The following is a 23,642-nucleotide window of genomic DNA, read 5'->3' as shown; positions in this document are numbered from 1 at the left end:
TACTTAATTAAAGCTACAACAACTAGTTCTGGGGTGCAGGCTGCTCAGCAGGTGTTTCTGCTACCTTCGCACCGTTCCGTACGTTCATAATACCGTCTACTACAATCCGTTCTCCGGCTTCTAAACCGTTATTGACAACAACTTTGTCTTCCACTTTCAAGCCCAGTTCTACCGGACGGGCTATTGCTTGGCTGCTGTCGTTTACGACGTAAACATTATAAACACCTAACTGGTCTTGTACAGCTTTAAATGGAATGGTAAGCTGCTCCGTTGCTGTAGTGCTTTTCACATGCATCGTCACGTTCATACCGGCACGCAACTCATTTTGTGGGTTGCTGAAGGATGCCCGGATAGTTAATCTTCCGGTCGTCGGATCGACGGCTCTATCCATCGTAGCGATTTTCCCATTATGGCTATAGATGCTGTTATTAGGCAAGGAAACCGTTACGTCAGTAGCTAATTTTCCCGATTGGTAACCCGCAAACTCGGTAATCTCTTTTTCGCTGATCTGAAACTCCACCGCAATCGGATCGATGGCGCTTATCGTGTTCAACATAGTAACACCCGGAGACACCAACGCACCGGTACGCACTTGCGAAATGCCCACCGCCCCGCTAAAAGGCGCACGTATAATCGAACGCTCTAAATTAGTCTGTGCTGTGGTCAATGCCGCCTGCGCAGCTTGTATCTGTGCCTTTTGATTGTTGACATCGGTCAACGCATAGTCTAAGGTTTGCTTCGCGATCGCATCTTGTTCCGAAAGTGTCTGATAACGCGCCAAATCTTTTTCTACACGCTGCAAATTAGCTTTCGCAATCTCTAGATTAGCTTTCGCTTGATCCACAGCCGCTTGATAGCGTACCCGGTCAATTTCGTACAAAGCTTGTCCCTTTGAAACCGTCGCCCCATCCGCAACATGTATTTTTGTTACATAGCCCGATACTTCTGCCATTAAGTGTGCCTCCTGTAGTGGAACTACACTCGCCGCATAACTCTTGTTTCCTGATACAATTTCCTGTGATACGGTAGTGGTGCTGACCGGAATAGCCATCTGGCCAGCGGCGGCGGCATGCTGCTGCCCTTGGTCGTTAGAACCACAAGATTGCCAAAATAAAGCAGAACCTATAAGTAATGTAGAAAATAAATAATTCTTATTCATGTTTTCGTGTATTTCGTTGTTGATGGATAAAAGGTGTGTTAGCGTGAAGTATCGACAGTCCCCAATGCTTTTTGGATATCTAGCTTGCTAGAAAGTACTGCATATAAGGCGTTTAAGTAAGTTAATTGCGTCGTTTTAAGATCGGTCTCTGCCGTCATGAGTTCCAAATAGGTTTTCACACCAGCGTCGTATTGCAATTTGATGGTATTATATACCTCTTCCGATAAACTCATGTTTTCGCGCGCATTTCGCCATTCGTTCATATTGGAGCGGTAACTCGCCATCGCCGCAGAATATTCGGCGCTGATCATATTCTCTAAATTCTGTAAATCCCATTCGATTCTTTTTTCTTCCAATTCTGACCGGCGGATTTCCTGTATACGCTTCGTTCCCGTAAAGATCGGTAACGATAAGGAGAGTCCTACTGATGAACTCGGTACGTTATTACGATATAAGCGACTAAATTCATTGTTGAAGTAGTTCATGTTATAGTTGGCATACGCGCCCAACCGCGGCATGAAACTCCATTTCTGATATTGGGTGTTTAGTTTCTGGATATCACGTAATGTCTCCAACTGCTGGAATTCTACCCGATTAGCAATATTGAGCAATTCGGTTGTGTCCAGTAAAATATTTGCTTCGAGCGACTGATCAACGAAGGATAGTGAAATATTCTCCGCCGTCGGAATATTTAAAAGTGATTTCAAATAATCATATTTAAACTTGCGGGCTTCGTTAGCGGATTTCAACTGGGCATTCGCATTATTCAACGATATTTGTGCACGCTTAAAGTCAATTTTGTCCACCAATCCAGTTTCATAACGGGCGTTGGCTTCGGTAAACTGTCTTTGTAAACGAGCAATGTTCTCGTTAATGATGTTGATCGTTTCTTCCGAAGTCAGGATGTCGTAATACGCTTTACTCACATCTACGACGGTATTGATCTTGGTGTCTTCTACGTTCAGATTATTTTGTTCGCGTATATATTTCGCTGCGCGCGATGCCTGAAATAACTCCGGACTAAGTATAGCTTGATCAGCCTGAAAGCCTATCGCGCTGGTGTTGTTTTGTCCCATGCGTATGGTTTCGCCACCAATCACCATCGCAGGCAATTGGATATTGTGTACGAGCGAGGCAGAGGCATTGATTTGGGGAAACCATCCGGATAAAGCCGAAGCAATCTGCCGTTCGCCGATTTCCTTATCAATAAATGCTTGTTTAAGTTCGATCTTGTTGCGTAAAGCGTATTCGATAAGATCGTCTAACGTTGCATTGCCATTCAGTTGTTCCGTTTGTTCAGTCGGAACTGTTTGTGCTTCTGCGTGGCCTGCAAGAGAACATGCAAGTAACAACGATAAAGCTACTTTTTTAACCCTCATATTTTTGATTTTTAACACCATTCCAAATTATTTCAATTAATTCCTCGCGACCTTTCGTTTGCATCTTACAGAAGCCATAAGTCACCATTTTAACATGGGAGGTCGCCGACCCAATGTATATGGAGATCAATGTGTAGAAACTGACGTTTCGAAGAACGTCCGATTTTATGCCTTCTTCAAAAAACTGCTGCATTTTGTCCACACCATAATACGTGGTCTTCTTTTGTTTGATGAGCTCGTAGTAGGGTGAGGAGTAAAATTGTTCGATGAACCAAAACGTCTCCTTATGCGCGATGTAATAATCTACCAATCTATTCCAGATGAAAAAGAACTTTTCCTTGTAGGGGAGGTCTTCATTAAAACTGAAAATATGCAGATTTGTTTTTTCCCGGCAATACTTAAAAAGTTCGATAATCAATTCATCTTTAGAATTGAAGTAATGATAGATCGTGCCGGTAGCTACATTAGCATGTGAAGCGATCTGACTCATGGGCGTCCCGTGAAAGCCATACTCATTAATGAGTTTCAGCGTGCTCTCGAAGATAGCCTCTTTTTTATTTAGCAATTGAACGTTCATTCGGGTGCAAATGTAGTGAAATTATGAAGTCGTAAATGTCAAATATTTGTTATAAATATCCGTTAGTTAGTGTTAAGAGGACACCAATGTTAATTTTTTGTTAAATATGGGCTTTTCAGCGGAAAACATTTGCATAATCAACTAATCCGCCTTATCTTTGTGGTATCATAATTTAGGTTTATAATTGGTTAGTTTAGAAAGGTTTCCATTCTCCCCGTTTGGAAACCTTCTTTTTTTTTAGACCGCGTAAACAGCTTATTATTGCTTGGGATCTGTTAAACTTTTTTTAACTTCTTCGTGGGTATAGGTCTGGGTACTGTTGCCAAAAGTTGTGGTAATATAAGTGAGTATATAAGCAATATCCACATCGGTAAGTTCCTTATTGCCCGGCATCTCGCTTTCATAAGTTTTTCCGTTGATTTCCACCGGTCCCGTCATACCATTACGAACGATATGAGCCAGTTTGGACCGATTATTCTGTAAATAAGTAGTATCGGTTAGGGGAGGATAGAGCATGCCTAAGCCTTCGCCTTTTGCACCGTGGCAATTTTGGCAATGTGTAACATAGAGCTTCTGGCCATTTACGGCATATTGTGCTGTTTCGATACTTACATTGGGTTGGCAAGAAAAAATAAGCATACCGATCAGTATGCTTATCATGGTAAGAGAAAATAATGTATTCCGCATGTCAACTCCGTTACTGTTCTTGTAATAAAATCTCCAAGTCAGAAAAAAGTTGCGCTACTTGCTCGTCGTTGGTGCCATCATAAGCCCCGCGGATACGTTTTTGCTGATCAATCAATACCAAATAACTTTGATGATCATAGCCTCCCGGTGCGTTTTCATCCTCTTTCGTATATACCAGGTATTGATCGGCGATGCCATACACCGCTTTTTTATCGCCGGTTACAAATTGCCATTGATCATTCGTAACCCCTAATTTTTCTGCGTAAGATTTCAATACACTCGGCTTATCATACTTAAAATCGATGCTGTGCGACAAAAATGCGAGCCGTTCGTCGCCTTTGTATTTTTCATACACTTTTAGCAGATTCCGTTGCATCGTAGGGCAGATGCTAGGACAATGGGTGAAAAAGAAATTAGCCACGTATACTTTGCCATCAAAATCCTTATCGGTAAGGGCTACACTATCTTGATTGATGAATGCAAAAGCCGGAATCTGGTGATAGATCGTATCCACAATCGTCTGGCCATCTACCATACGTTCCGTCGTTTCTCGTTCGCCGATAATGGGTAGCTTTTTTTCCGCTGTTCCCGAGCAGCCCCATACTACAGCAGCAAGAGCCATCATCCCCAGGGATGTTGTTATATAAGATTTCATAGTTACTACTTAAAAGGCGCCAATAACCGCTGCGCTTCGTATTCTACCTGTTCAAATTCTGTTTTCAATGCCGAGATACGGTCTATCTCCGCTTGTTGATAGGCCACGTCCGTGCTGTCCATGGTGTATTCTTTCATCCAGACCATCATTTTGTCTGTAGCAGATTCCAGGTCTCCTTTAAGCGTCTGAAATTCTTGGCGTGTCTCCGCCGTGTCAAGCGTTGCATCTTTGGCTTTAAGTGCAGAAAGATTGCTCAGTAAAGAATCTACTAAGATATCGTGTTTGTCGAAAGCAGAAATCTGCGGCATAATCTCATCGTGTATTTCGATCGCTTTTTTAGCCAACGTTTCCGCTTCTTCGTTTTTATTGTTCGCGTTTTGACAGGCACCTGCAAGGAGTAAACCAACTGCTAAAGTGCTCCAGGTGAGCTTTCTGATCATGTTTGTTTTTTATTAGTGATGTTTAACGTACAAATATAGACACGCTGTTCGTTAAAAACAGACGGGTAGCGTTTAAATCATGAAAATAGGGCGCACGAATTATGCTTTGGGGCATTTTTTGCACCGTTTGCCCCGTTTATACTTTTTGCAACATTTTTTAAATACACAGCAACCCAAATCCGGATTACAGTTTATCCCCTTCTTCATTTCGTCCAGAAAGGAAATGCCATCCGCGGAGTCAAATAAAGGATGTGTTATCTTTTCCATGCGTCAGCAAAGATAATTGTTTAGATTGAAACTAAATAGTTTTCAGGGGAATATTGTGTTCTTTATAATAGGAGAGAAGCCGGCCTAATGCATTCACCTGCTTTTAATTATGCCGGTTTAAGTCGATTCGCTATCTCCCGTGCCGCATCATCCATGATTTGGGGCTCGTCGGTATTGTTTTGGATAAGCAGGTCAGCGCCCGCTTTAAAGGGCAGTAAATAGCGATTAAAGGCGGGGACGACATGGTTTATCCATTTATACATCACATCGTCATGTTCATAGCCTCTTTCTATCCGGTCACGCCGTAGCCTTCTTGCTAGTGCGACCGACTCTTCCGCGTGTAGAAAGATCCGGTAATCCAATAGCTCATTAACCTCTTCGTAGTGGAAAATAAACAAGCCCTCCACGATTAGAATCGGTGCGGGCCTAATTTCCAAAGTTTTGGGTGTGATGTCGGGATTATTGAACGTATATTCCTTCCGGTAAATCGTTTGGCCCTCGAAAAGTCGCTTTATATCTTGAAAAAAGCCCGTCCGGTTGATCGCGGTAGGCAGATCAAAATTGTACAAGCGATTCTCTTCTTTGGTTTTCGTGTTTGCGGGGATATAGTAATCGTCCTGGGAAACCAAGGTGACCTGTTCTGGCGTAAAATGTTCCAGAAAACGCTTTAGAAAAAACGTTTTTCCCGATCCGCTGCTGCCTGCAATACCAATAACATACGGCTTATCCATTTAACGTTTTATTGCAAGGGTACGCCATAGGCTATTTCGATCAGAAATTTTCTGTCTAGTGCTCCGATATACGTAGCGGCAGATTTTGATAGCACGACAATCGCGTCTTTGGTATCCGCTGTATCGGTAAACTTCCCAACCACTTTCGCGTAGGTTACGTTCCGTGTCATCGGATTAGTGATTTTCAAAATGGTACCAATCGGCGCGGTCTTGTGCAACGCAAGGTTGCTCTTCCCGTCTGTCTCCAGATCACTGATCCAGACACCAATGCCTTTTTCTTGTTTTTCGCGGATACCGTAACGATTGGCAGCAATCATCTGTTCGGGCGTAAGGGCCGGGGCAGAAGTGGTATCGATCAGTACCGATGGTTCGGGTATTTCTGGGGCAGGTTCGCGATAATCCGCATTCGGAATCTTCAACATCATGCCTTCCCGAAGCGCATCGGTGCGTAGATCATTCATTTCCTTAATAGCGTCCACCGTGGTGCCAAAACGTCTGGATATTGCATACAGTGTTTCCTTTTTACCTACCTTATATTCGGTTAATACCTTTTGCTGTTCCTGATCCGGCTTTGGCGCACGCTGCGGCGATGAATTTGCCGCCGCTGATCGCTGCCGGCCAGTCGGCACTTTTACCGTGTCGCCGGGTTTTAGCGCCTTTTTATTATTTACCTCCATAATACGATTTACGGGGATTTGATATCGGCGGCTCAGTGCGTAGTAAGTCTCTTTGCGTTCGATACGATGGATGATATGCACTTCCTCGTTGATGACTTCTGTACCGACTGAATCTGGCGCGAACGATGCCTTCCAAGCGTTGTTATTCGAATGATCAAGGGATTTAGCTGTCAGAAAAAGAGGGCAACATAATACCCCCATAATTCCTAGTTTTATCGTGGTCGAAAAAGCTTTAGTTTTTCTCATATATTTGCAATTATACTAAATACGATACAATTTCCTGTTTATTATATGACATTAAAAATATTTGATTTTCGATCTGAAAATAGGGTTGTGGAATCATTTTGGGCATATCCGTTAATAAACATATTGTATCCAGTAACTTGGATGAATCAGCGACGGAAAGGTTTAACTGGTAGTGTTCATTCGCCTGGGTATGATAGGACCACAATATCCGCTCGCCGGCGCGGCTAACCGCAGGTACATCGGATAGGGCGAGATCTTTCAAGTACGACGGGAGTGGAGCGGTAAACGGAATGGGCATTTTAATGGCGCTGCAATATTCCATTTCCCGGGGGGCAGTAGATGTCTTTTGCAGCGTTTGGGTATCAATATACTCTTCAAAACCACTCTGGAAACTACGATGCCGAACCTTAACCATATCGCGATAGGTATCTACCCAGATGTACTCTTGCCATAATGCCCGGGTATTACCTTGGAAATCTAAAAACAAAATACCTTCTTTTACCGGACGAACATCGCCTACCCGTTTTAAAATAAGGGTATTATGTTGAACGGCTTCGAGTGTCCATTCTTTCTCATCCAATTGTTTATGCTGTAACAGTTCTTTACCTTCAAAATCAATTACATATAGCGCAGCACGAGTAGATTCTGTATCGCGTAGTTCTATGGCTATATGCTGATTCGCTGGATCCGCTACAATTTTCCAGATTTGATGAGGAAAGTCTTTTTCAAATGTTTTTATTGTTGTATATTTAGTCATTACTATTGCAAGAACTTTGGTTTATGGATAACAAATTTACGAAATCCTTCTTTGCTTTTCTTTTTACTTTTTGTGTAATGCTCTCACCGGCATCCGCTCAGAAAATATATAAAGTGGATATCAAAGACGATATTGGTCCAAATGCTTGGCGAACGGTTAATTTGGCGCATCAAAAAGCAACGGAATTAAAAGCAGCGACTTTTTTGATCGAACTGAATACATTTGGTGGAGCCGTGAATTTTGCAGACTCCATCCGTTCGAAGCTGTTAGGGTCCGATATGCATACCGTGGTGTATATTAATAACAACGCAGCTTCTGCAGGCGCTTTAATTTCATTGGCTTCTGATGAGATTTTCATGCAGAAGGGCGGGAGCATGGGCGCGGCGAGCGTGGTGAATCAAAGCGGTGAGATTATGCCCGAAAAATACCAGTCCTATATGCGGGGCTTGATGCGCGCGACGGCAGAAGCGAAAGGGCGGGATCCCAAAATAGCGGAAGCCTTCGTCGATCCGGAAGTCTCGGTACCTAGTTTAAAACCCGATGGTAAATTGCTGACCCTGACGGCCTCAGAGGGGGTAAGTGCAGGGATTGTTGAGGCTGTCGTAACTGATGTAGGCGAAGTTTATCAACAGATCGGAAATGGTGACTTCGAGGTAGTGCAGCACCAGATTACGGTGATAGACAGCATTATCGCATTTCTGATCAATCCGATGGTCAGCGGACTGTTGATTTTAGGCATTATAGGTGGTATCTATTTCGAGCTACAGACTCCCGGGATTGGCTTTGCGCTTGTCGTTGCGGCGCTCTGTGGCGTGCTGTTTTTTGCCCCGCTATACTTACAGGGCTTAGCAGACCATTGGGAGATTGCCATATTTATACTAGGCGTCGTACTGTTGCTGCTGGAAGTGTTCGTTATACCGGGTTTCGGTATTGCAGGCATATTGGGTATTATATGTATTCTATGCGGGCTCGCATTTTCGATGGTAGACAACCACTTTTTTGATTTTAAATTAGCCAAACCCGGATTATTGATGGAATCGTTTTTAATAGTAACAGGAGCCATGGTGCTTTCTATTGTGCTCATGGTTATTTTCGGTAAAAATATCCTGCGATCCTCCGCTTTTAAACGCCTCGTTTTGCAGGACGAGCAAAAAGCAGATGGTGGATATACCTCTTCTCCACAGAAAACAAACCTGTTGTACCAAAATGGTGTCGCGCGCACTGTTTTAAGGCCGGCAGGTAAAATCGAGATTGACGGTGTGTGGTACGACGCCGTTGCGTTAGACGGTTTTATCGAGGTAGGTGAAGAGATATACGTAGAAAAGCACGAGAACTACAGCCTTTTTGTACGACGACTGAAAGATAAACCGGTAAGAGGGGAAGCGTAAGGATTTTTCCTTACACTACCACTTCCAAGCGAGAATGCGCATGGCTTTTTGCCCCTGCGCTATCGGAATGATTTCGACTTTTGATGCCTTGTTGTATTCCAGTACGGCGATAAGCGGAGGCAAGTTTTCTTTGTTGGAAACCAAGCTCGTAATCCAGCCCAGCTGCTTTTTATAGCGCATGCTTTCGTTGATCATGTCGCGTACAAATTTTTTCTCGCCGCCTTCGCACCAAAGTTCATTCGGATGTCCACCAAAATTTTGCACCGGAAGCGACTCTTTATTTTTATGCAGCGCATGAAACTTTTTGCTAGTCTTTTGCCAATTTTCTTCCCGTGACTTATAGAAAGGCGGATTGCAGACAACGAGGTGAAAATAATCGTCTTTACGCAGGACATCCTCAAAGATTTGCTGTCGGTTTTCCTGTAATTGAAACACAATCTTTTTCGATAATCCACTATTCTTTTTAACCAGCGATCGAGCATGGTTTAACACTGTAGCGTCGATGTCTGTACCCAAGAAACTCCAGCCGTATATACGTTCGCCCAGTATAGGGTAGATGATCGAAGAACCCGTACCCACGTCCATAACCTGTACTTGCGAACCCGTCGGTATAACACCGTCGTTGTCCTTCGCAAGCAGGTCGGCCGCATAATGAATATAGTCCGCCCGGCCGGGAATAGGCGGGCAAAGGCTATTTCTGAGGATCGACCAGTTCTGTATATTATAGTAAGCGAAAAGTAAGGATTTATTGAGTTCGATGACCGCTTTAGGATTCGCGAAATCTATGGATGTCGTACCGAACGCTGTTTCGATAACATAATCATTTAGTGCCGGGTTTGCTTCCGCCAACTTCGGGAAATCGTAGCCCGCCTGATGGATGTTTCGGGGGTGCAGTACGTTTTTCTTCTTTTTCGAATCCATATATGCGTGATTTGATGCAAAGGTAACGCTTTTATACGTTCTTTTTTCCCTCAAAAAAGAATGAAATAAATCGCGGCTTAAAAATTTTAACATCCCGCCCCTTACTAATCCAATCATTGGTCAGGCAATAAACACGAAAAAGGGTATCTTTAGCGCAAATCAAAGGATGGATAAGCAAAGGTATGGCAGATTTCGACATCAAAGAATTTCTAGACGATAAAGTAGCAGCATTTAACCAACCCACGTTTATTGAAAACGATCCGATCTGTATTCCGCATCTGTTCCGGGAGCAGCAAGATATAGAAATCATGGGCTTCTTTGCGGCTATCTTGGCTTGGGGGCAGCGCAAAACGATTATCAACAAATGCAAAGATCTTATTGATCGTTTCGACGGTCAGCCAGCGAATTTTATCCGGGAGCACGAAGCCTCCGACTTGAAGAACCTTTTAGGATTTAAACACCGTACCTTTAACGACACCGACCTGTTATACTTTGTGTCTTTTCTGCATTTTCACTATAGTACATTCCCTTCACTTGAAGATGCTTTCCTGATTGGAAACCAAGCAGGTGAGCCCTTTTCCATGGAGCGATCTTTAAACGAATTTAAGGCCTATTTCTTTTCCTTACCCGATCATCCCATCCGCACGAAAAAGCACGTCAGTTCGCCCTTACAGAAGTCGAGCTGCAAGCGTCTGAATATGTTTTTACGCTGGATGGTCCGGAAAGACGACAAAGGCGTAGACTTTGGTATCTGGAACCGGATAAAACCCCGCGACCTGATCTGCCCCTGCGATGTGCATGTGGAGCGTGTGGCCCATAAGTTTGGGCTGATCAGCTCGGATAAAGTGAACTGGAAAACAGCTGTTGAACTCACGGAGAATCTAAAACACTTCGATCCCGAGGATCCCGTCAAATATGATTTTGCACTGTTCGGTATTGGTGTTATTGGTGAACTTTAAGCAATATATCCACCAATCGGTTGGAATAGCCAAACTCGTTATCGTACCAGCCCACTACCTTAACTAACCCACCTACAATAGAGGTCAGTTGCGCATCAAAAATACAGGAGTAAGGATTGTTGATGATATCCACGGAAACAATCGGATCTTCGGTATAGAAAAGAATGTCTTTCAGACTTCCTTCTGCAGCCTCGTTAAATTTCGCGTTGATCTCTGCTACGGTTGTTTGTTTCTTAAGCGTACAAGTGAAGTCCGTCAGTGAACCATTAAGTACCGGTACGCGTATGCCGGCCCCACCTAGTTTTCCCTCCAGATGCGGAAATACATTCGTAATTGCTTTGGCCGCACCCGTTGTGGTCGGTATAATAGAAGACGATGCAGCACGCGCTCTGCGTAGATCCCGGTGTGGAGCATCGTGCAGGTTCTGATCACCGGTCATGGAATGCACCGTGGTAATATAGCCGTCGTTGATCCCCCAGTTCTCATCTAAAATCTTTACCAGCGGAGCCACATTGTTCGTTGTACAAGAAGCGTTGGAAAATAAGGGTGTATCCCAAGCAAAGGTGTGATCGTTCACGCCCAGCACAACCGTCGGCACCTCCTTATCGGGAGAGGGAGCCGAAATAATGGTTTGTTTAGCGCCGGCCGCTAAATGCAAGGCAGCTTTCTCCTGCGTGGTGAAGGCACCGGTAGACTCGATAACCACATCCACCGCTAAGTCCTTCCAAGGGAGCTTAAGCGGACCTTTTTCTTTTAGTATGGCTATGGCTTTCCCTTCGATGATGAGGTGCTTTTCATCATGTTCTACCTTCGTGCTAAAGGGACCGTGTACCGAATCGTATTTCAGCAAATGGGCGAGGGTAGCGGTATCCGCTAAATCATTGATAGCAACAATCTGTAAACCCTCTTGAAGACCACGCCGATAAATATTCCGTAAGGTATTGCGGCCGATCCGTCCAAAGCCATTGATTGCAATTCTCATGAAAATAAAACGATTTTACTTAGTAAACTCAGCTAAAAGGAAATCAATGCTTTTTTCTCCGTCCCAGTAGTTTTTCAACGTACCGTCCGGACCATATACATAGTTTGCAGGAAACTGTGCCGGCACATGAATTTTCTGGATAAATTCTTGGTTTCTGTCGTAAAGAACTTCCACATTCGGTTTGTCCACTAGTTCCTTACCGAAAGTCTCGAGAAAGGAGGCCATCAACGCCGGGTCATTCATGGAAATAAAATACAAGTTGACATTTTTCAGTTTGTCGTAGTTTTTACCGATGTGACCCGCTTCTTGTTGGCAATGTCCGCAGCTTGGATCAAAAAGTATAAATACGCTATTACGGTTAGCCGCTACGTCCTCATTGGTAAAGCCAATACCCGACTTCACCTTGTAGAATTTAAAAGCAGGCAATTGCTTGGCTGCCTTTTTGATGAGGGGAGCTGCAGGTTGCGTAGTAGCTGCGCCCTGATGAGCAGCATGTTGTTCCGAGGGGTGCTGCACGTTCGCCGCATTCGTATTGTTGGTATTGGATTGGCAAGCACTAAATAAAGTGCAAGAGCTGATAACAAGACTTGTGAATATGTGTTTCATTCGTATAATGTTTTTTATGGCTATTAAGGCAGGTTTTATCCAATGCTTTTTTACCATGTCCAAAACTAGGAAAAATTATAGCAATCAACTAGGCTCGATCATTAAATGATGTAAAAATGATGATAAAAAAAAAGGTCTCTGAGCATTTTCAGAGACCTTTTCTATGGATAACCCGTGATTGGCTATTATGGCGTCACGACTTTTACTTTTTCTGGTTTTTCTTCCGCGATAGCCTGACCCTTTCTAAGGTCATAAACCGCTGGAGCAGCTAGGAAAATCGAAGAATAAGTACCCACTACGATACCGATTAATATCGCAAAGGAGAACCCGCGGATAACCTCGCCACCGAAAATAAATAATACCGCCAACACGAAGATAATCGTTAATGAGGTAATGATGGTACGGCTCAATGTCGAGTTGATCGCACTGTTCACCGTCGTGTCAAAGCCAACTTTGTGTGCGTTTGGTTTGCCTAGATATTCCCGTAGACGGTCAAATACAACCACCGTATCGTTTACGGAGTAAGCAACGACAGTCAAGATGGCCGCCACAAAATGCTGGTCGATGTCCAAAGAGAAAGGAACAATGCCATCCAGGATAGAGAATAAACCCAATAGGATGATCGCATCGTGAATCGTGGAGATCGCTGCACCGACAGAGTATTGCCATTTTTGGAAACGTACCAAAATATAACCCGCGATAATTAATACCGAGAATATACTCGACCATATCGCGCGGTCTTTAATGTCCGTAGCGATACTTGGCCCAACCTTCTGTGAAGAAAGGATTTCGTAACTATTGCCCTGCACTTTAGAAAGACCCTCATTCAATTTACCCAATACTTCTGCATCCGCCTCATCGCTGGTTTCTGCTACGTGGTATGTTGTCGTCACGCGAACTTGGTTTTCACTACCGAAGGTTTTTACCTCTGTAGTTAAGCCAAATACCTCATCTAGGTTCGCCCGTACTTCTTCCAAATTAACGGCTTGTTCATAAGCAACCGTATAGGTTCGTCCGCCACTGAAATCCACACCCAAGGTGAAACCTTTCGTGAATATTGCAACTAGTGCAATCACCGAAGCAATCACCGAAATGCCGTAAAATACCTTACGTTTTTTGATAAATTGGAAATTCGCGTTTTTCAAGGTGTTTGCAGACCAGGGGAAGGATACGGATACCTTCCAGTCTTTCGATAACATGTATTCGAAGATCAAACGCGAGATAAAAATAGACGTAAACAACGAAGTAATAATACCGATCATCAACGTGGTAGCGAAGCCTAAGATTGGACCACTACCGAAGAAGAACAATACGAGACCTACCAAGAACGTCGTGATCTGGGAGTCTAAGATTGAAGGCATGGCATTTTTATAACCGTCCGCAATTGCTTGACGGATGGATTTACCTAGGCCTAATTCTTCCCGGATACGTTCATATATCAGTACGTTGGCATCCACCGCTGTTCCCATCGTTAACACGATACCTGCAATACCCGGTAAGGTGAGCACCGCATTTAGGGAAGCTAGAATACCCATCAAGAAGAATACGTTGAATAATACCGCGATGTTCGCCGCGATACCTGCACGGTTATAGTAAGCTACCATGAAAATCATCACCACGATCAGGGCAATAACGGACGAGTCCACACCCGCATCGATAGCAGCCTGTCCTAAAGACGGACCTACAATAGCTTCTTCCACGATTTTAGCTGTCGTTGGAAGACGACCTGCTTTTAATACGTTCGCTAAGTCTTTTGTATCTTCAATGGTGAAGTTACCGGAGATAGAAGAGTTTCCGTTCGGAATTTCCTCGTTTACACCAGGTGCAGAGTATACAACACCGTCCAATACGATCGCAATCGCCGAATTGTTATTCTGTGCTGCCTGCGCCGTAATTTTACGCCACTGACGGGCACCTTCGGTGTTCATGGACATCGATACTACCGGATGGTTGTGTTCATTGAAATCATCTCGTGCATCCGTAATGACATCACCCGTTAAAACGGCGCCATTTTCCGGACCAGATGTTTTGATGGCATATAAAGAAAGGAAGCTAGGGCTTCTTTGTTCTGGTTTAACTGCCCATAAGAACTTCAAATTTCCGGGGATATTCGCTTGTACTTCTGGACGATTTAAGTAATCGTTTACGCGAGCTGTATCTTTCAAGTTCGCAATACCCACCATCGCACCAGGGCTCAAATTTGGTTGTCCGTTTTGGTCGATATAGGTAGCCGGATTCAAGATTGAAAATAAAGGGTTGCTCGCTGCAAGTTCTGCAGAAACAGCTGCCGTATCGGTACTATCTTTCGTTGCTGCTCCTAAATTAGCGAGAAGATTTTCGTCGCTAGCTGAGCTATCTTGTGCAGTAGAATCATTAGTTACCGCTTGTGCTGGTGTTTCAGAACGTAAGGAACTCGCTAAGATGTTGTTGATGTTTTCCAACAACGGATACACCTGAAAGTTATCGTGTGTATCGTAGAACTCTAATTTGGCTGATCCTTGCAGGAGGTTACGTACACGTTGTTCGTCGTTAACCCCCGGAAGTTCGATTAATATACGGTTAGTACCTTGTTGAATTTGGATATTCGGCGAAGCCACACCAAACTTGTCAATACGCGTACGCAATACTTTGAACGAGTTCTCAATCGCGTTATCCGCCTCTTTGTTTAAGAAGCTGCGAACTTCGCTATCAGAGCTTGTTCCTTTAATAAGCGCTGCGTTATCGCTTGTAGCGAAGAAAGTAGCTAAAGGTGTTCCCGCTCCGGTCGCTTTATATTCGTCAACAAATAGTTCAACAACACCTCTGTTTACCGATTTACTCTTTTGAACCGCAGATTCGAGTGCTTTGTTAAAATTCTCATCCGTCGGATTATTGGCTAGATTGCTAATGAGCTCGTCCAAGGAGATCTCCATGGTTACGTTCATTCCGCCTTTAAGATCCAGACCTAAAGCCAGTTCATGTGCTTTAGCTTCCCTATAGGTGAACTTAGCCAGTCCTAAATTGTAAACTTCCTCACCCGCTATGGAATCCAGATAAGCCTTTTCTTTGGCCATATCGCCTTTGGCATATTCCGCTGCGTCTCGTTCTACTTTTCGTGTAACAAATGTGAATGATAGGGAATAGAGGCATGCTATTGACACCACTACTACCAAAAATTTAATCAGCCCTTTACTCTGCATTTCTGTCTTCGTGTATTTGTTTGTAGTTTATATAATCTTGTTTGCGATTTAGCTTAATAATACTTAACCAAGATTCGCAAAGGTATAAAAATTTTGTAGAAAGAAAATAAAATTGTACACTTATACAAACAAAATTTATAATTGCGTTGTTTCAGTAATTATGCGCCTTCGCGACCATTAAAATGTTTTTCTCAAAATCCGAAAGCCAATGCACCACCATCCACGCTAAAGTCTTGTCCGGTAATATAAGTTGCGGCAGGTGACGCCAAAAAACAAATCATAGCCGCTAGCTCTTCCGGTCGGCCGAATCGGTGGAGCGGCATCCTATTTAATATCTTTGATTTTCGATCTTCGTCCATAACCTGCTGGCTCATCAGTGACGGGAACCACCCCGGGGAAACCGAATTAACCAAGATATTATCCGCACTCCATTCGACCGCTAATCCGCGAGTAATGCCTAAAACGGCCGATTTCGAGGAGGAATAAGGGACGACCTCACTAAAACCTAAATAAGAAGCCATCGAAGAAATATTAATTATACGGCCTACATGTAGCGACGATTTCAAATAAGGGTAAGCAGCCTGCGAACATTTGAACACGGCATCCACATTTACGTCGTGAATTTCTCGCCATATTTGCTCCGTCATATCTTCAGCCCGGATACGTTGCGTTATGCCCGCATTATTGACTAAGATATCAATTCCGCCTGCTTCACCGATTTCCTTAAACTTTTGACGAACGTCTGCAGAAGACGAAACGTCCAACTTTTCGAAAAAAAGATTATCCGGAAGCGGGGCATCAGGAATTACCTTAGGTTCACCCGATCTACTTAATGCAAATACGGTAGCACCGCAATTTGCCAATGCGATTGCTTGATGCAGCCCTAGTCCGCTAGAAGCTCCTGTAACAATCGCCGTAAGCCCTTTCAGCGAATACATCTTCGCAATAAAATTTTCCATAGCTATCTTATAATTCCGTTAAACCACTGTCTTTGAAAGAAAATCCCCACCCTGGACGATCGTGAGGCAGTGCCATGCCGTTTTCAATTTGGAGGGGAAAGTCGATGAGTGGATCAATCCAGTCAAACGATTCAGCTCCTTTACCATTACTAATGGTACACAATAGGGGAACGTCGTAATCCTTATAATAATGCGGTAAAACCGGGATATGATTGCTTTTTGCGACCGCCGCACTATCGCGCCATGCCTCTACACCGCCCAAACGTAAAATATCCGGCTGCCATATATCAATTGCATTCAATTTGATCAGCTCGCGCAGGGGCGACGTACTGTATTCGCGTTCACCCATAGCAATTGATATACCTGACTGATTACGCAGCAATTGATAACCTTGGAAATCTTGATGATCTATAGGTTCTTCAAACCAATATATATTTAATTGCTGTGCTGCCCTTGCCAATGCTAGCGCCTCGGGAACCTTCATACCTTGATTGGCGTCCATCATGATTCCGATCTCATCGCCGACAGCTTCTCTTACCAGGCGTAGACGTTCGAAATCTTCCCGCCAATCAGGTTTTCCAACCTTGATCTTGACTGCTTGAAAACCACGACGCTTGTAGGAAGTTACCTCCTCAATAAGTTCATCAATATTATAAGAACTCCAGCCGCCACTGCCGTAAATAGGTATGGGACGAGCAACACCTCCCAGAACTTTCCAAATAGGTTGATTTAAGGATTTACTCCAGGCGTCCCACATCGCAATATTGAAAGCAGCCTGCGCCCACCGGTTAATGCCTTCTATTCCAAAATATTCGTTTTCGTGATTGATTCGCTCAAAACTCTGAACCGTATTATGTATAGCTTCACCTTGCAACATCTCGCCGACGTCTCTCAACGCGCCAATAATTGCTCGCGGACTATATTGGAAACTCAATAGATAAGATTCCCCTACAATCCCTGAGTCAGTTTCAATGCGCAGCACCAGAAATGAAATCTCGGTAAGTTGGTGAGTCGCATCGGAGATAGGCTTAGCTAACTGTGCTGCCGCTTTAAATATAGTGTACTTATTAATTCTCATTTTTTAACCATTCAGTTAATTAGCTTTATTTACTTGGCATTCCGCCCTAGCCACGAATGTATGTCAATTTCTGACAAGAAGTATCCTGTAGCATCCTGCTTAAAATACCGAAGAAAAAATCCTGAGGCGGGGAACCTCAGGATTTTGCTAACTAACCAATTATAAACCTAAATTATGAAAAGTATTAAACTATAATCAACCTCTGTGCCCCGCTTTTTGGATAGGTTGTTTTTAACAAGATTTTAACAGTTTTGCACCTTTTGTAGCCTTATTTCCCTATAAACCGACATTTTCTTGACAATTCTAGCTGCAAACTGTTCTTACCCGGCTGTCAATATTGCAGCTGTGCGACAATAGAGCAGGATAAGTGTGTTTTTGACAGGAATGGCCACCGTTATGGGTTGGTCTCTTTTATTCGGAAGGTTTGGTGGGTTTGTTCCGATACGCCAGATAAAACACCTGGGGTAATACTGTAAGCGATAAAATCATACAGACCAACAATCCACCTACAATCATAATGGCGAGTGGTTTCTGAATTTCTGAACCCATTCCCGAGGAAAGTGAGGCCGGGAGCAATCCCAATGAGCCCATCAGGGCAATCATTACAATGGGACGAATTCGATCAAATACCCCTTTTGAAACCGCTTCTTTGACGTCCATTTTTCGCAAATTGTCTTTCATTACTGCAATCAAGATGATACTGTTTATGGTATTCACGCCAAAAAGAATGATAAATCCGATTCCAGCGGAAATTCCGAAAACGGTTCCTGTCAGCCAAAGCGAAATAAAACCTCCGATAAAGGCAAACGGAATGGTGCTTGCTGCGATCATCGTATCCTTAACCGTCCCGAAATTGAAATACAGAAGGAATAAAATCAGTAACAGAACCGCCGGTACGATGACAGCCAGCTGCGCCGTTGCCCTCTCCTTACTTTCGAACTCACCCGCCCAAACCACTTTATTTTCTTTGGGAATATTAACTTTTTCCGCAACTTTGGCCTTTGCTTCCGCAATAGTACTACCCAAATCTCTGCCCTCAATACTAAATCCAACTGCAATATATCTACTACTTCCTTCCCGATAGATAAATGTGGGCCCCGTAATGTAGCCGATGGTCGCTATCTCACTTAGTGGAATTTTTGTTCCCGATCCGGTCGGGATTAAGATATCGCCGATTTTTTCTTCGTCATCTCGGTACTCCGGAGCGAAGCGAATACGCACATCAAACATTTGATCCTCTTCATAGAAGGTGGTAGCAGCTCTTCCGCCGATAGCCATTTCTACAACCGCTTGGGCATTTGCTATATCTACTCCGTAACGTGCCATTTTATGGTCGTGAAGCTGAATGCGAAGTTCTGGAAGTCCAATGTTTCGATATACATTCAAATCCTCGATCCCTGCTACATCTCCGATAGCGTCTGCAACCTGGTCGGCATACTCCTCAAGCTTGAACAGATCATTTCCGAAAATTTTCACAACCAAAGAACTCTTGACGCCTGCTACATACTCCTCCACATTGTCCTGAATAGGTTGGCTGAATCCGAAAACAATACCGGGATAGGACTGTAATTCATTTCTCATTTCTTCGATAAGCTCGTCTTTTGAAAGTTTGCTTTCCCATTCCTTGTCAGGGTAGAGCTGGATGTGAAACTCAATATTGAAAAAGCCTGTCGGGTCAGTTCCGTCATTGGGTCTGCCGACTTGATTTAAAACAAATTTCACTTCTTCAAAGCTTCTTATTTTGTCTTTCATTTCTTTTGCCAAACGGGTAGACTCCCGTAGGCTGACACTGTTTGGAAGGGTTGCTCTTACATATAAAGCCCCTTCGTTGAGTTTAGGAATAAACTCTGTACCATAACTTATAAAACGGACTCCGCAAATGGCGATCAGCGCCACGAAAGCTAAAATCGTCAGCTTTTTTCTGCGCTCCGTCCACAAAAACAATCTGTACATCGCGTTTTTGAAAAACCGCGATATGAAATTTTCCCTTTCAACGATGTTCTTACGAAGCAAAAACCTACACATTACAGGAACATAGGTAATACTCAGAATAAGCGAACCTAAAAGCGCATAGCCTAACGTAAATGCTAATGGCGAAAACATTTTGCCTTCTACTTTCTGAAAGGAAAAAATCGGAATAAGCGCAACGATCAAAATAATCTGTGCAAAAACAATATATCCCGCTACACTTCCCGCACTTTTTTTGATCAGCCCCGATTTAGACATTTTATTGAATGCCGGCATACCGACTTGGTGTGCCTTTTTCTCCATAGCGACAAAGACCGTTTCCACGATAACGAGCGTGCCCTCCAGCAGCAATCCGAAGTCAATCGCGCCCATTGAAATCAAATTAGCCGGTAAGCCCTGGATACGCAACATCATAATAGCGAAAAGAAACGAAAGCGGAATCACCGACGCCACAATCACCGTAGTTCGCCAATTATACAGAAAAATAAAAACGATAACCGAAACCAGGAAAATCCCCTCTACAATATTTTTAGCCACGGTATTTACGGTGGCCTCTACCAATTCGGTACGGTCAATAAAAGGTTCTATTTTTACATCTTTCGGTAGAATCGTATTGTTGAGCTCCTCGATTTTGCTTTTCAACCCCGGGATTACCTCGTCCGGATTTTCACCACGAAGCATCACCACCACACCCTGTACCAAATCATCTTCGTCCTGAAGACCAACCTGTCCCAATCTCGGTTTGGCTGAAATTTCGACCTGTGCTACGTGTTTTACCAAAATTGGCGTATTGCCACGGACTTCAATCAAAATGTTTTCGATATCAGCCACACTTTCCAGAAGCCCTACACCGCGAACCACATAAGCCTGCGAACCTCTTTCGATGACATCGCCACCTACGTTGATATTACTTTTAGCAACGGCTTCATACACATCCAGCGGGGACAGATCGTAATTGGCCAGATCAACCGGATTGATTTTGAGTTCATAAATTTTTTCTTCCCCTCCAAAGCTCACGATATCCGCTACGCCCGGAACAGCGACCAACTCTCGTTCGATTACCCAATCCTGGATCGCGGTTATTTCTTTGATCGGTCTGCTGCTACGAATTACGTAACGAAAAATCTCGCCTGTAGCGCCATAGGGTGGCTCAATGTTCGCTTCCGCGCCATCCGGCAGATCGATTCCCTGTAAGCGATTTGAAGCATACTGCTGGGCGTAAAAATCATCGACATCATCGTCAAAAATCACCGTAACCACCGACAATCCAAACAGAGAAATTGACCGTACATCTGTCTTTTTCGGGATCGTATTCATCTGTTTCATGATCGGAAGCGTCACAAATTTCTCCATCTCCTCCGCACTTCTTCCCGACCATTGTGTGATAATTCGGGCTCTGGTATTGGTTACATCAGGAAAGGCCTCAATAGGCGTATGCTTCAAACTGATAATACCCACTACCGCCAATAATCCCGTAAGGAAAAAAACGATAACCGGATTTTTCAGTGAAAAAGCAACTATATTTTGAATAAACTTTTGCATTTCGAATTAATTAGATGATTTGGTTATGGATCGCTTCAAAAATCAGTAGCGGATTTTTCGTAATGATATTTTCGCCTTCGTCCAATCCGCTTTCGATATAGGTTATTCCGCTCCCTTTTGTCGATAAGGTGACTTCACGCGCTTCAATATGGCAGTCATCTTTATAAACCAAGACGTAATTTTTCTCGTGGAAAAAAACCAAACTGGAAGTCGGAACAGCTATTTCCTGTTTATCCATTTTCTTAAGCGCAAAAACATCCGCCATCATGCCGACCTTTAATTTAAGATCCTTGTTATTCAACACGATTCGGGCTTTTAGTACTTTTGAGTTTTCGTCCAAAACCTGCGAGATCACCTCAATTTTTCCTTTGAAAATTTCGTCTGGATAGGAAGTTGTTTTGATTTCAACGTCCATCCCTTCATTTATGTGGGCAATATCCGCCGAATAGATATTTGCCATAGCCCACACGTTGTCCAGATTCGAAATCGAAAAAAGCGGTTCTCCCGCATTGGTTACGGTTGTTCCTGAACTGATATTCTTAGCGGTGATGATTCCCGTAGCAGGGGCTTTTATCTGAAATACGTTTTTGGTACTACTCGCACTATATAGGCTTAAATTATTTTCTACTTTTTGCTTCTCGGATTCCAGAATGCGAAGGTTATTCTCGGCATCAATTAAATCCCGGTTCGACGAGATTCGATCCGCGAACATTTGCTCGTTAGCACGTAAGTCCACTTTTGCAACCTCGATCTGTGCTTCGAGCGAACGTAATTCCGCCTGAAGTGCGCTCAAAGCGGTACTCTGCATCTCCGCTAAAAGCTGTCCTTCGGTGACAGCATCTCCCAAAGAAAAATACGTATTCGAAATAACGCCATCTACTAGGCTCACAAAATGCACCAGCTTATCGGGATTGGATGCGATATGCCCTGTTAAATGGATTCGCTCCGTGACCGCTTGCTTTTCGGTCTTCTTAATTTCGATAATGCTACTGGTTTTCTCATCCAAACAGAATTTTTCTTTCGGGACGGTCTTAAACTCTTCTTTATTTTTACAGCCGCCTAGAAGTAAAACGAACAAGACGGGTACAAGGTGTTTTTTCATCTTTTATGATTGATTAAAGGTCTTTTCCTAACGAATAATTGAGTTCTTCTGCTTTCTGACGGACGTCCTTTCGGGCTTCGAGGATGATTTTCTTGTTATTCCGGTAAGCATCCATAAAATCGAAATACGCTAACATACTCACATTTCGGTCCGTGAAATTCTTAGTGTAATTTTCCAAAAGCATGTCCAAGTCGCCTTCAAAACTCTCTTCGATCTCATGCAGAAAGTCGATAGCCTGTTGCAGCGATTGGTAAGCGACAAAAATCTCATTTTCGATCATCAGCGCAGTTTGCTCTTTCTGAACCTTGGCGTTTTCAATGCTGATCTGCGCTTTCTTTATACGCCCTTTATTCCGGTTAAATAACGGCAAATCAAAGGAAACGCTAACCCCGACGAAATCAAGCATGGTGCTTCCGTTACGGTCGTAATTCACGCCAAAATTTAAATCGGGTACACGCTGTGCTTTTTCGTAGGCCAATAGTTTATTGGAATAATCTTCTTCTAACAAAGCCAGTTTATAATCGGGACGATTCTCTTTGGCACGTTCGGCGATCTGTTCCAGGATAACCGATCGATAAAGTTTGGGCTCTTTAACAAACCTGTCATCCGTGATTTCTATACGAACCGAGGGATTAACACGGAGCAATAATTTGAGTTCTTTTTGGATTTCGTTGGATTGGCGAGAAAGATCCAAAATTTCTTTGCTGATTTCGAGTTCCTGTGCCTTTATACGAATATATTCCGCTTTTGAAATATGGCCATTATTCACTTGATTTTGATAAGCATTGGTCAGTACCGCGATGCTTTCCATCAGGTTTTGATGAACTTTTACAGACTGCTGAACATATTGCAAATCAGTGAGCTGGTTACGAAGCTCGAGTTTCAAACCCCGCAATAAATCTTCAAAATATTGCTCTGCTTTAGAAACATCAACCTGTTCTAATGCGATAAGTTTGCTGCGTTTTCCTGCCGTTTGGATTAATTGACTGAGTTCAAAAGCGATTTGCTGATTTCGTCCAAAATTGCCCACAAATGGGGGCGAGGGTTCTACCGTCGAATTCTTCCAAAGGTTTAGTTCACCTATCGAGAATTCCGGATTAGGCCACATTTTAGCCTGAATGACTTCTGCCTGCTGGCTTTCGATGTTGAGCTTTTCGGAAATTAATAGAAGATTATTCTGCAAAAATAAGGCCTCTGCCTCTTGCCGAGACAGGTGGAGTGTCTGTTGAGCATGTACCTGTAATCCGGCGTTTATGCAAACATATAATAAGATAAGTCGTTTCATTTTGCAACAATTAATGTCACAAAAGTGGCCTTATTGACCTTAAAAAAGGCTTAAAGGATATAAAATTTGGCTTAAGGTTAGAAATAAAGAATTCAGAG

20 protein-coding genes are annotated in these 23,642 nt (G+C 43.4%); 2 read left to right on the top strand and 18 right to left on the bottom strand.

Translation table 11 applies throughout. The features are described from left to right. Positions 1-22: 22 nt before the first annotated feature. The 9 genes from LKO28_RS02015 to LKO28_RS01975 all read right to left on the bottom strand — a co-directional run bounded on the left by LKO28_RS02015 (position 23) and on the right by LKO28_RS01975 (position 7,575). Entirely contained in the window at positions 23-1,159 is a 1,137-nt protein-coding gene (locus LKO28_RS02015) for an efflux RND transporter periplasmic adaptor subunit (protein ID WP_227692867.1), read from the bottom strand. Between the two features lie 38 nt (positions 1,160-1,197). Continuing rightward, positions 1,198-2,538, bottom strand: a complete 1,341-nt coding sequence (locus LKO28_RS02010) for a TolC family protein (protein WP_227692866.1) — start codon at positions 2,536-2,538, stop codon at positions 1,198-1,200. Then, positions 2,528-3,115, bottom strand: coding sequence for a TetR/AcrR family transcriptional regulator (locus LKO28_RS02005; protein ID WP_227692865.1), 588 nt, complete (start codon positions 3,113-3,115; stop codon positions 2,528-2,530). The genes LKO28_RS02010 and LKO28_RS02005 overlap by 11 nt, the downstream gene beginning before the upstream one ends. 258 nt (positions 3,116-3,373) lie before the next feature. After that, complete coding sequence (locus tag LKO28_RS02000; RefSeq protein ID WP_227692864.1) at positions 3,374-3,802, bottom strand: c-type cytochrome; 429 nt, start codon at positions 3,800-3,802, stop codon at positions 3,374-3,376. 10 nt (positions 3,803-3,812) lie between these two features. Continuing rightward, positions 3,813-4,457, bottom strand: a complete 645-nt coding sequence (locus tag LKO28_RS01995; RefSeq protein ID WP_227692863.1) for an SCO family protein — start codon at positions 4,455-4,457, stop codon at positions 3,813-3,815. A gap of 5 nt (positions 4,458-4,462) precedes the next feature. Further along, on the bottom strand, positions 4,463-4,897 hold the full coding sequence (locus tag LKO28_RS01990; protein WP_227692862.1) for a transposase: 435 nt from the start codon (positions 4,895-4,897) through the stop codon (positions 4,463-4,465). Between the two features lie 374 nt (positions 4,898-5,271). Next, entirely contained in the window at positions 5,272-5,895 is a 624-nt protein-coding gene (locus tag LKO28_RS01985) for a uridine kinase (protein WP_227692861.1), read from the bottom strand. Between the two features lie 8 nt (positions 5,896-5,903). After that, the gene (locus LKO28_RS01980; RefSeq protein ID WP_227692860.1) at positions 5,904-6,818 is read right to left on the bottom strand and encodes a LysM peptidoglycan-binding domain-containing protein; all 915 of its coding nucleotides are present in this window, start codon (positions 6,816-6,818) and stop codon (positions 5,904-5,906) included. Between the two features lie 10 nt (positions 6,819-6,828). Beyond that, the gene (locus LKO28_RS01975) at positions 6,829-7,575 is read right to left on the bottom strand and encodes a DUF4905 domain-containing protein (protein ID WP_227692859.1); all 747 of its coding nucleotides are present in this window, start codon (positions 7,573-7,575) and stop codon (positions 6,829-6,831) included. A gap of 23 nt (positions 7,576-7,598) precedes the next feature. On the opposite strand from LKO28_RS01975, the gene LKO28_RS01970 reads away from it, so the two are divergent. After that, complete coding sequence (locus LKO28_RS01970) at positions 7,599-8,963, top strand: NfeD family protein (RefSeq protein WP_227692858.1); 1,365 nt, start codon at positions 7,599-7,601, stop codon at positions 8,961-8,963. Positions 8,964-8,978: 15 nt separating this feature from the next. Here the strand turns inward: LKO28_RS01970 and rlmF are convergent, their stop codons facing one another. Then, positions 8,979-9,884 (bottom strand): 23S rRNA (adenine(1618)-N(6))-methyltransferase RlmF, encoded by a 906-nt coding sequence (gene rlmF, locus LKO28_RS01965; protein ID WP_227692857.1) that lies wholly within the window; start codon positions 9,882-9,884, stop codon positions 8,979-8,981. Positions 9,885-10,066: 182 nt separating this feature from the next. On the opposite strand from rlmF, the gene LKO28_RS01960 reads away from it, so the two are divergent. Beyond that, positions 10,067-10,843: a TIGR02757 family protein gene (locus LKO28_RS01960; protein WP_227692856.1), complete on the top strand. Its 777-nt coding sequence runs from the start codon at positions 10,067-10,069 to the stop codon at positions 10,841-10,843. Here LKO28_RS01960 and gap read toward each other — a convergent pair. The 8 genes from gap to LKO28_RS01920 all read right to left on the bottom strand — a co-directional run bounded on the left by gap (position 10,827) and on the right by LKO28_RS01920 (position 23,544). Then, positions 10,827-11,825: a type I glyceraldehyde-3-phosphate dehydrogenase gene (gap, locus tag LKO28_RS01955; RefSeq protein WP_227692855.1), complete on the bottom strand. Its 999-nt coding sequence runs from the start codon at positions 11,823-11,825 to the stop codon at positions 10,827-10,829. The genes LKO28_RS01960 and gap overlap by 17 nt on opposite strands. A 15-nt stretch (positions 11,826-11,840) precedes the next feature. Beyond that, positions 11,841-12,431: a peroxiredoxin family protein gene (locus LKO28_RS01950; protein ID WP_227692854.1), complete on the bottom strand. Its 591-nt coding sequence runs from the start codon at positions 12,429-12,431 to the stop codon at positions 11,841-11,843. Positions 12,432-12,616: 185 nt separating this feature from the next. Continuing rightward, positions 12,617-15,610 (bottom strand): protein translocase subunit SecDF, encoded by a 2,994-nt coding sequence (secDF, locus tag LKO28_RS01945; RefSeq protein WP_227692853.1) that lies wholly within the window; start codon positions 15,608-15,610, stop codon positions 12,617-12,619. 191 nt (positions 15,611-15,801) lie between these two features. Then, on the bottom strand, positions 15,802-16,569 hold the full coding sequence (locus LKO28_RS01940) for an SDR family NAD(P)-dependent oxidoreductase (RefSeq protein ID WP_227692852.1): 768 nt from the start codon (positions 16,567-16,569) through the stop codon (positions 15,802-15,804). A gap of 7 nt (positions 16,570-16,576) precedes the next feature. Next, positions 16,577-17,647, bottom strand: a complete 1,071-nt coding sequence (locus tag LKO28_RS01935) for a mandelate racemase/muconate lactonizing enzyme family protein (RefSeq protein WP_227692851.1) — start codon at positions 17,645-17,647, stop codon at positions 16,577-16,579. Between the two features lie 411 nt (positions 17,648-18,058). Continuing rightward, a complete protein-coding gene (locus LKO28_RS01930; protein ID WP_227692850.1) occupies positions 18,059-21,157 on the bottom strand; it encodes an efflux RND transporter permease subunit in 3,099 nt (1,032 codons plus the stop codon). A gap of 10 nt (positions 21,158-21,167) precedes the next feature. After that, positions 21,168-22,259, bottom strand: a complete 1,092-nt coding sequence (locus LKO28_RS01925) for an efflux RND transporter periplasmic adaptor subunit (protein ID WP_227692849.1) — start codon at positions 22,257-22,259, stop codon at positions 21,168-21,170. Between the two features lie 13 nt (positions 22,260-22,272). Beyond that, positions 22,273-23,544, bottom strand: coding sequence for a TolC family protein (locus LKO28_RS01920; RefSeq protein ID WP_227692848.1), 1,272 nt, complete (start codon positions 23,542-23,544; stop codon positions 22,273-22,275). Between the last annotated feature and the right edge of the window lie 98 nt (positions 23,545-23,642).

It is taken from the genome of Sphingobacterium sp. FBM7-1 (assembly GCF_020687765.1).
In the GTDB taxonomy this organism is placed as follows: Bacteria; Bacteroidota; Bacteroidia; order Sphingobacteriales; family Sphingobacteriaceae; genus Sphingobacterium.
This window is presented reverse-complemented; position numbering and strand designations above follow the sequence as displayed.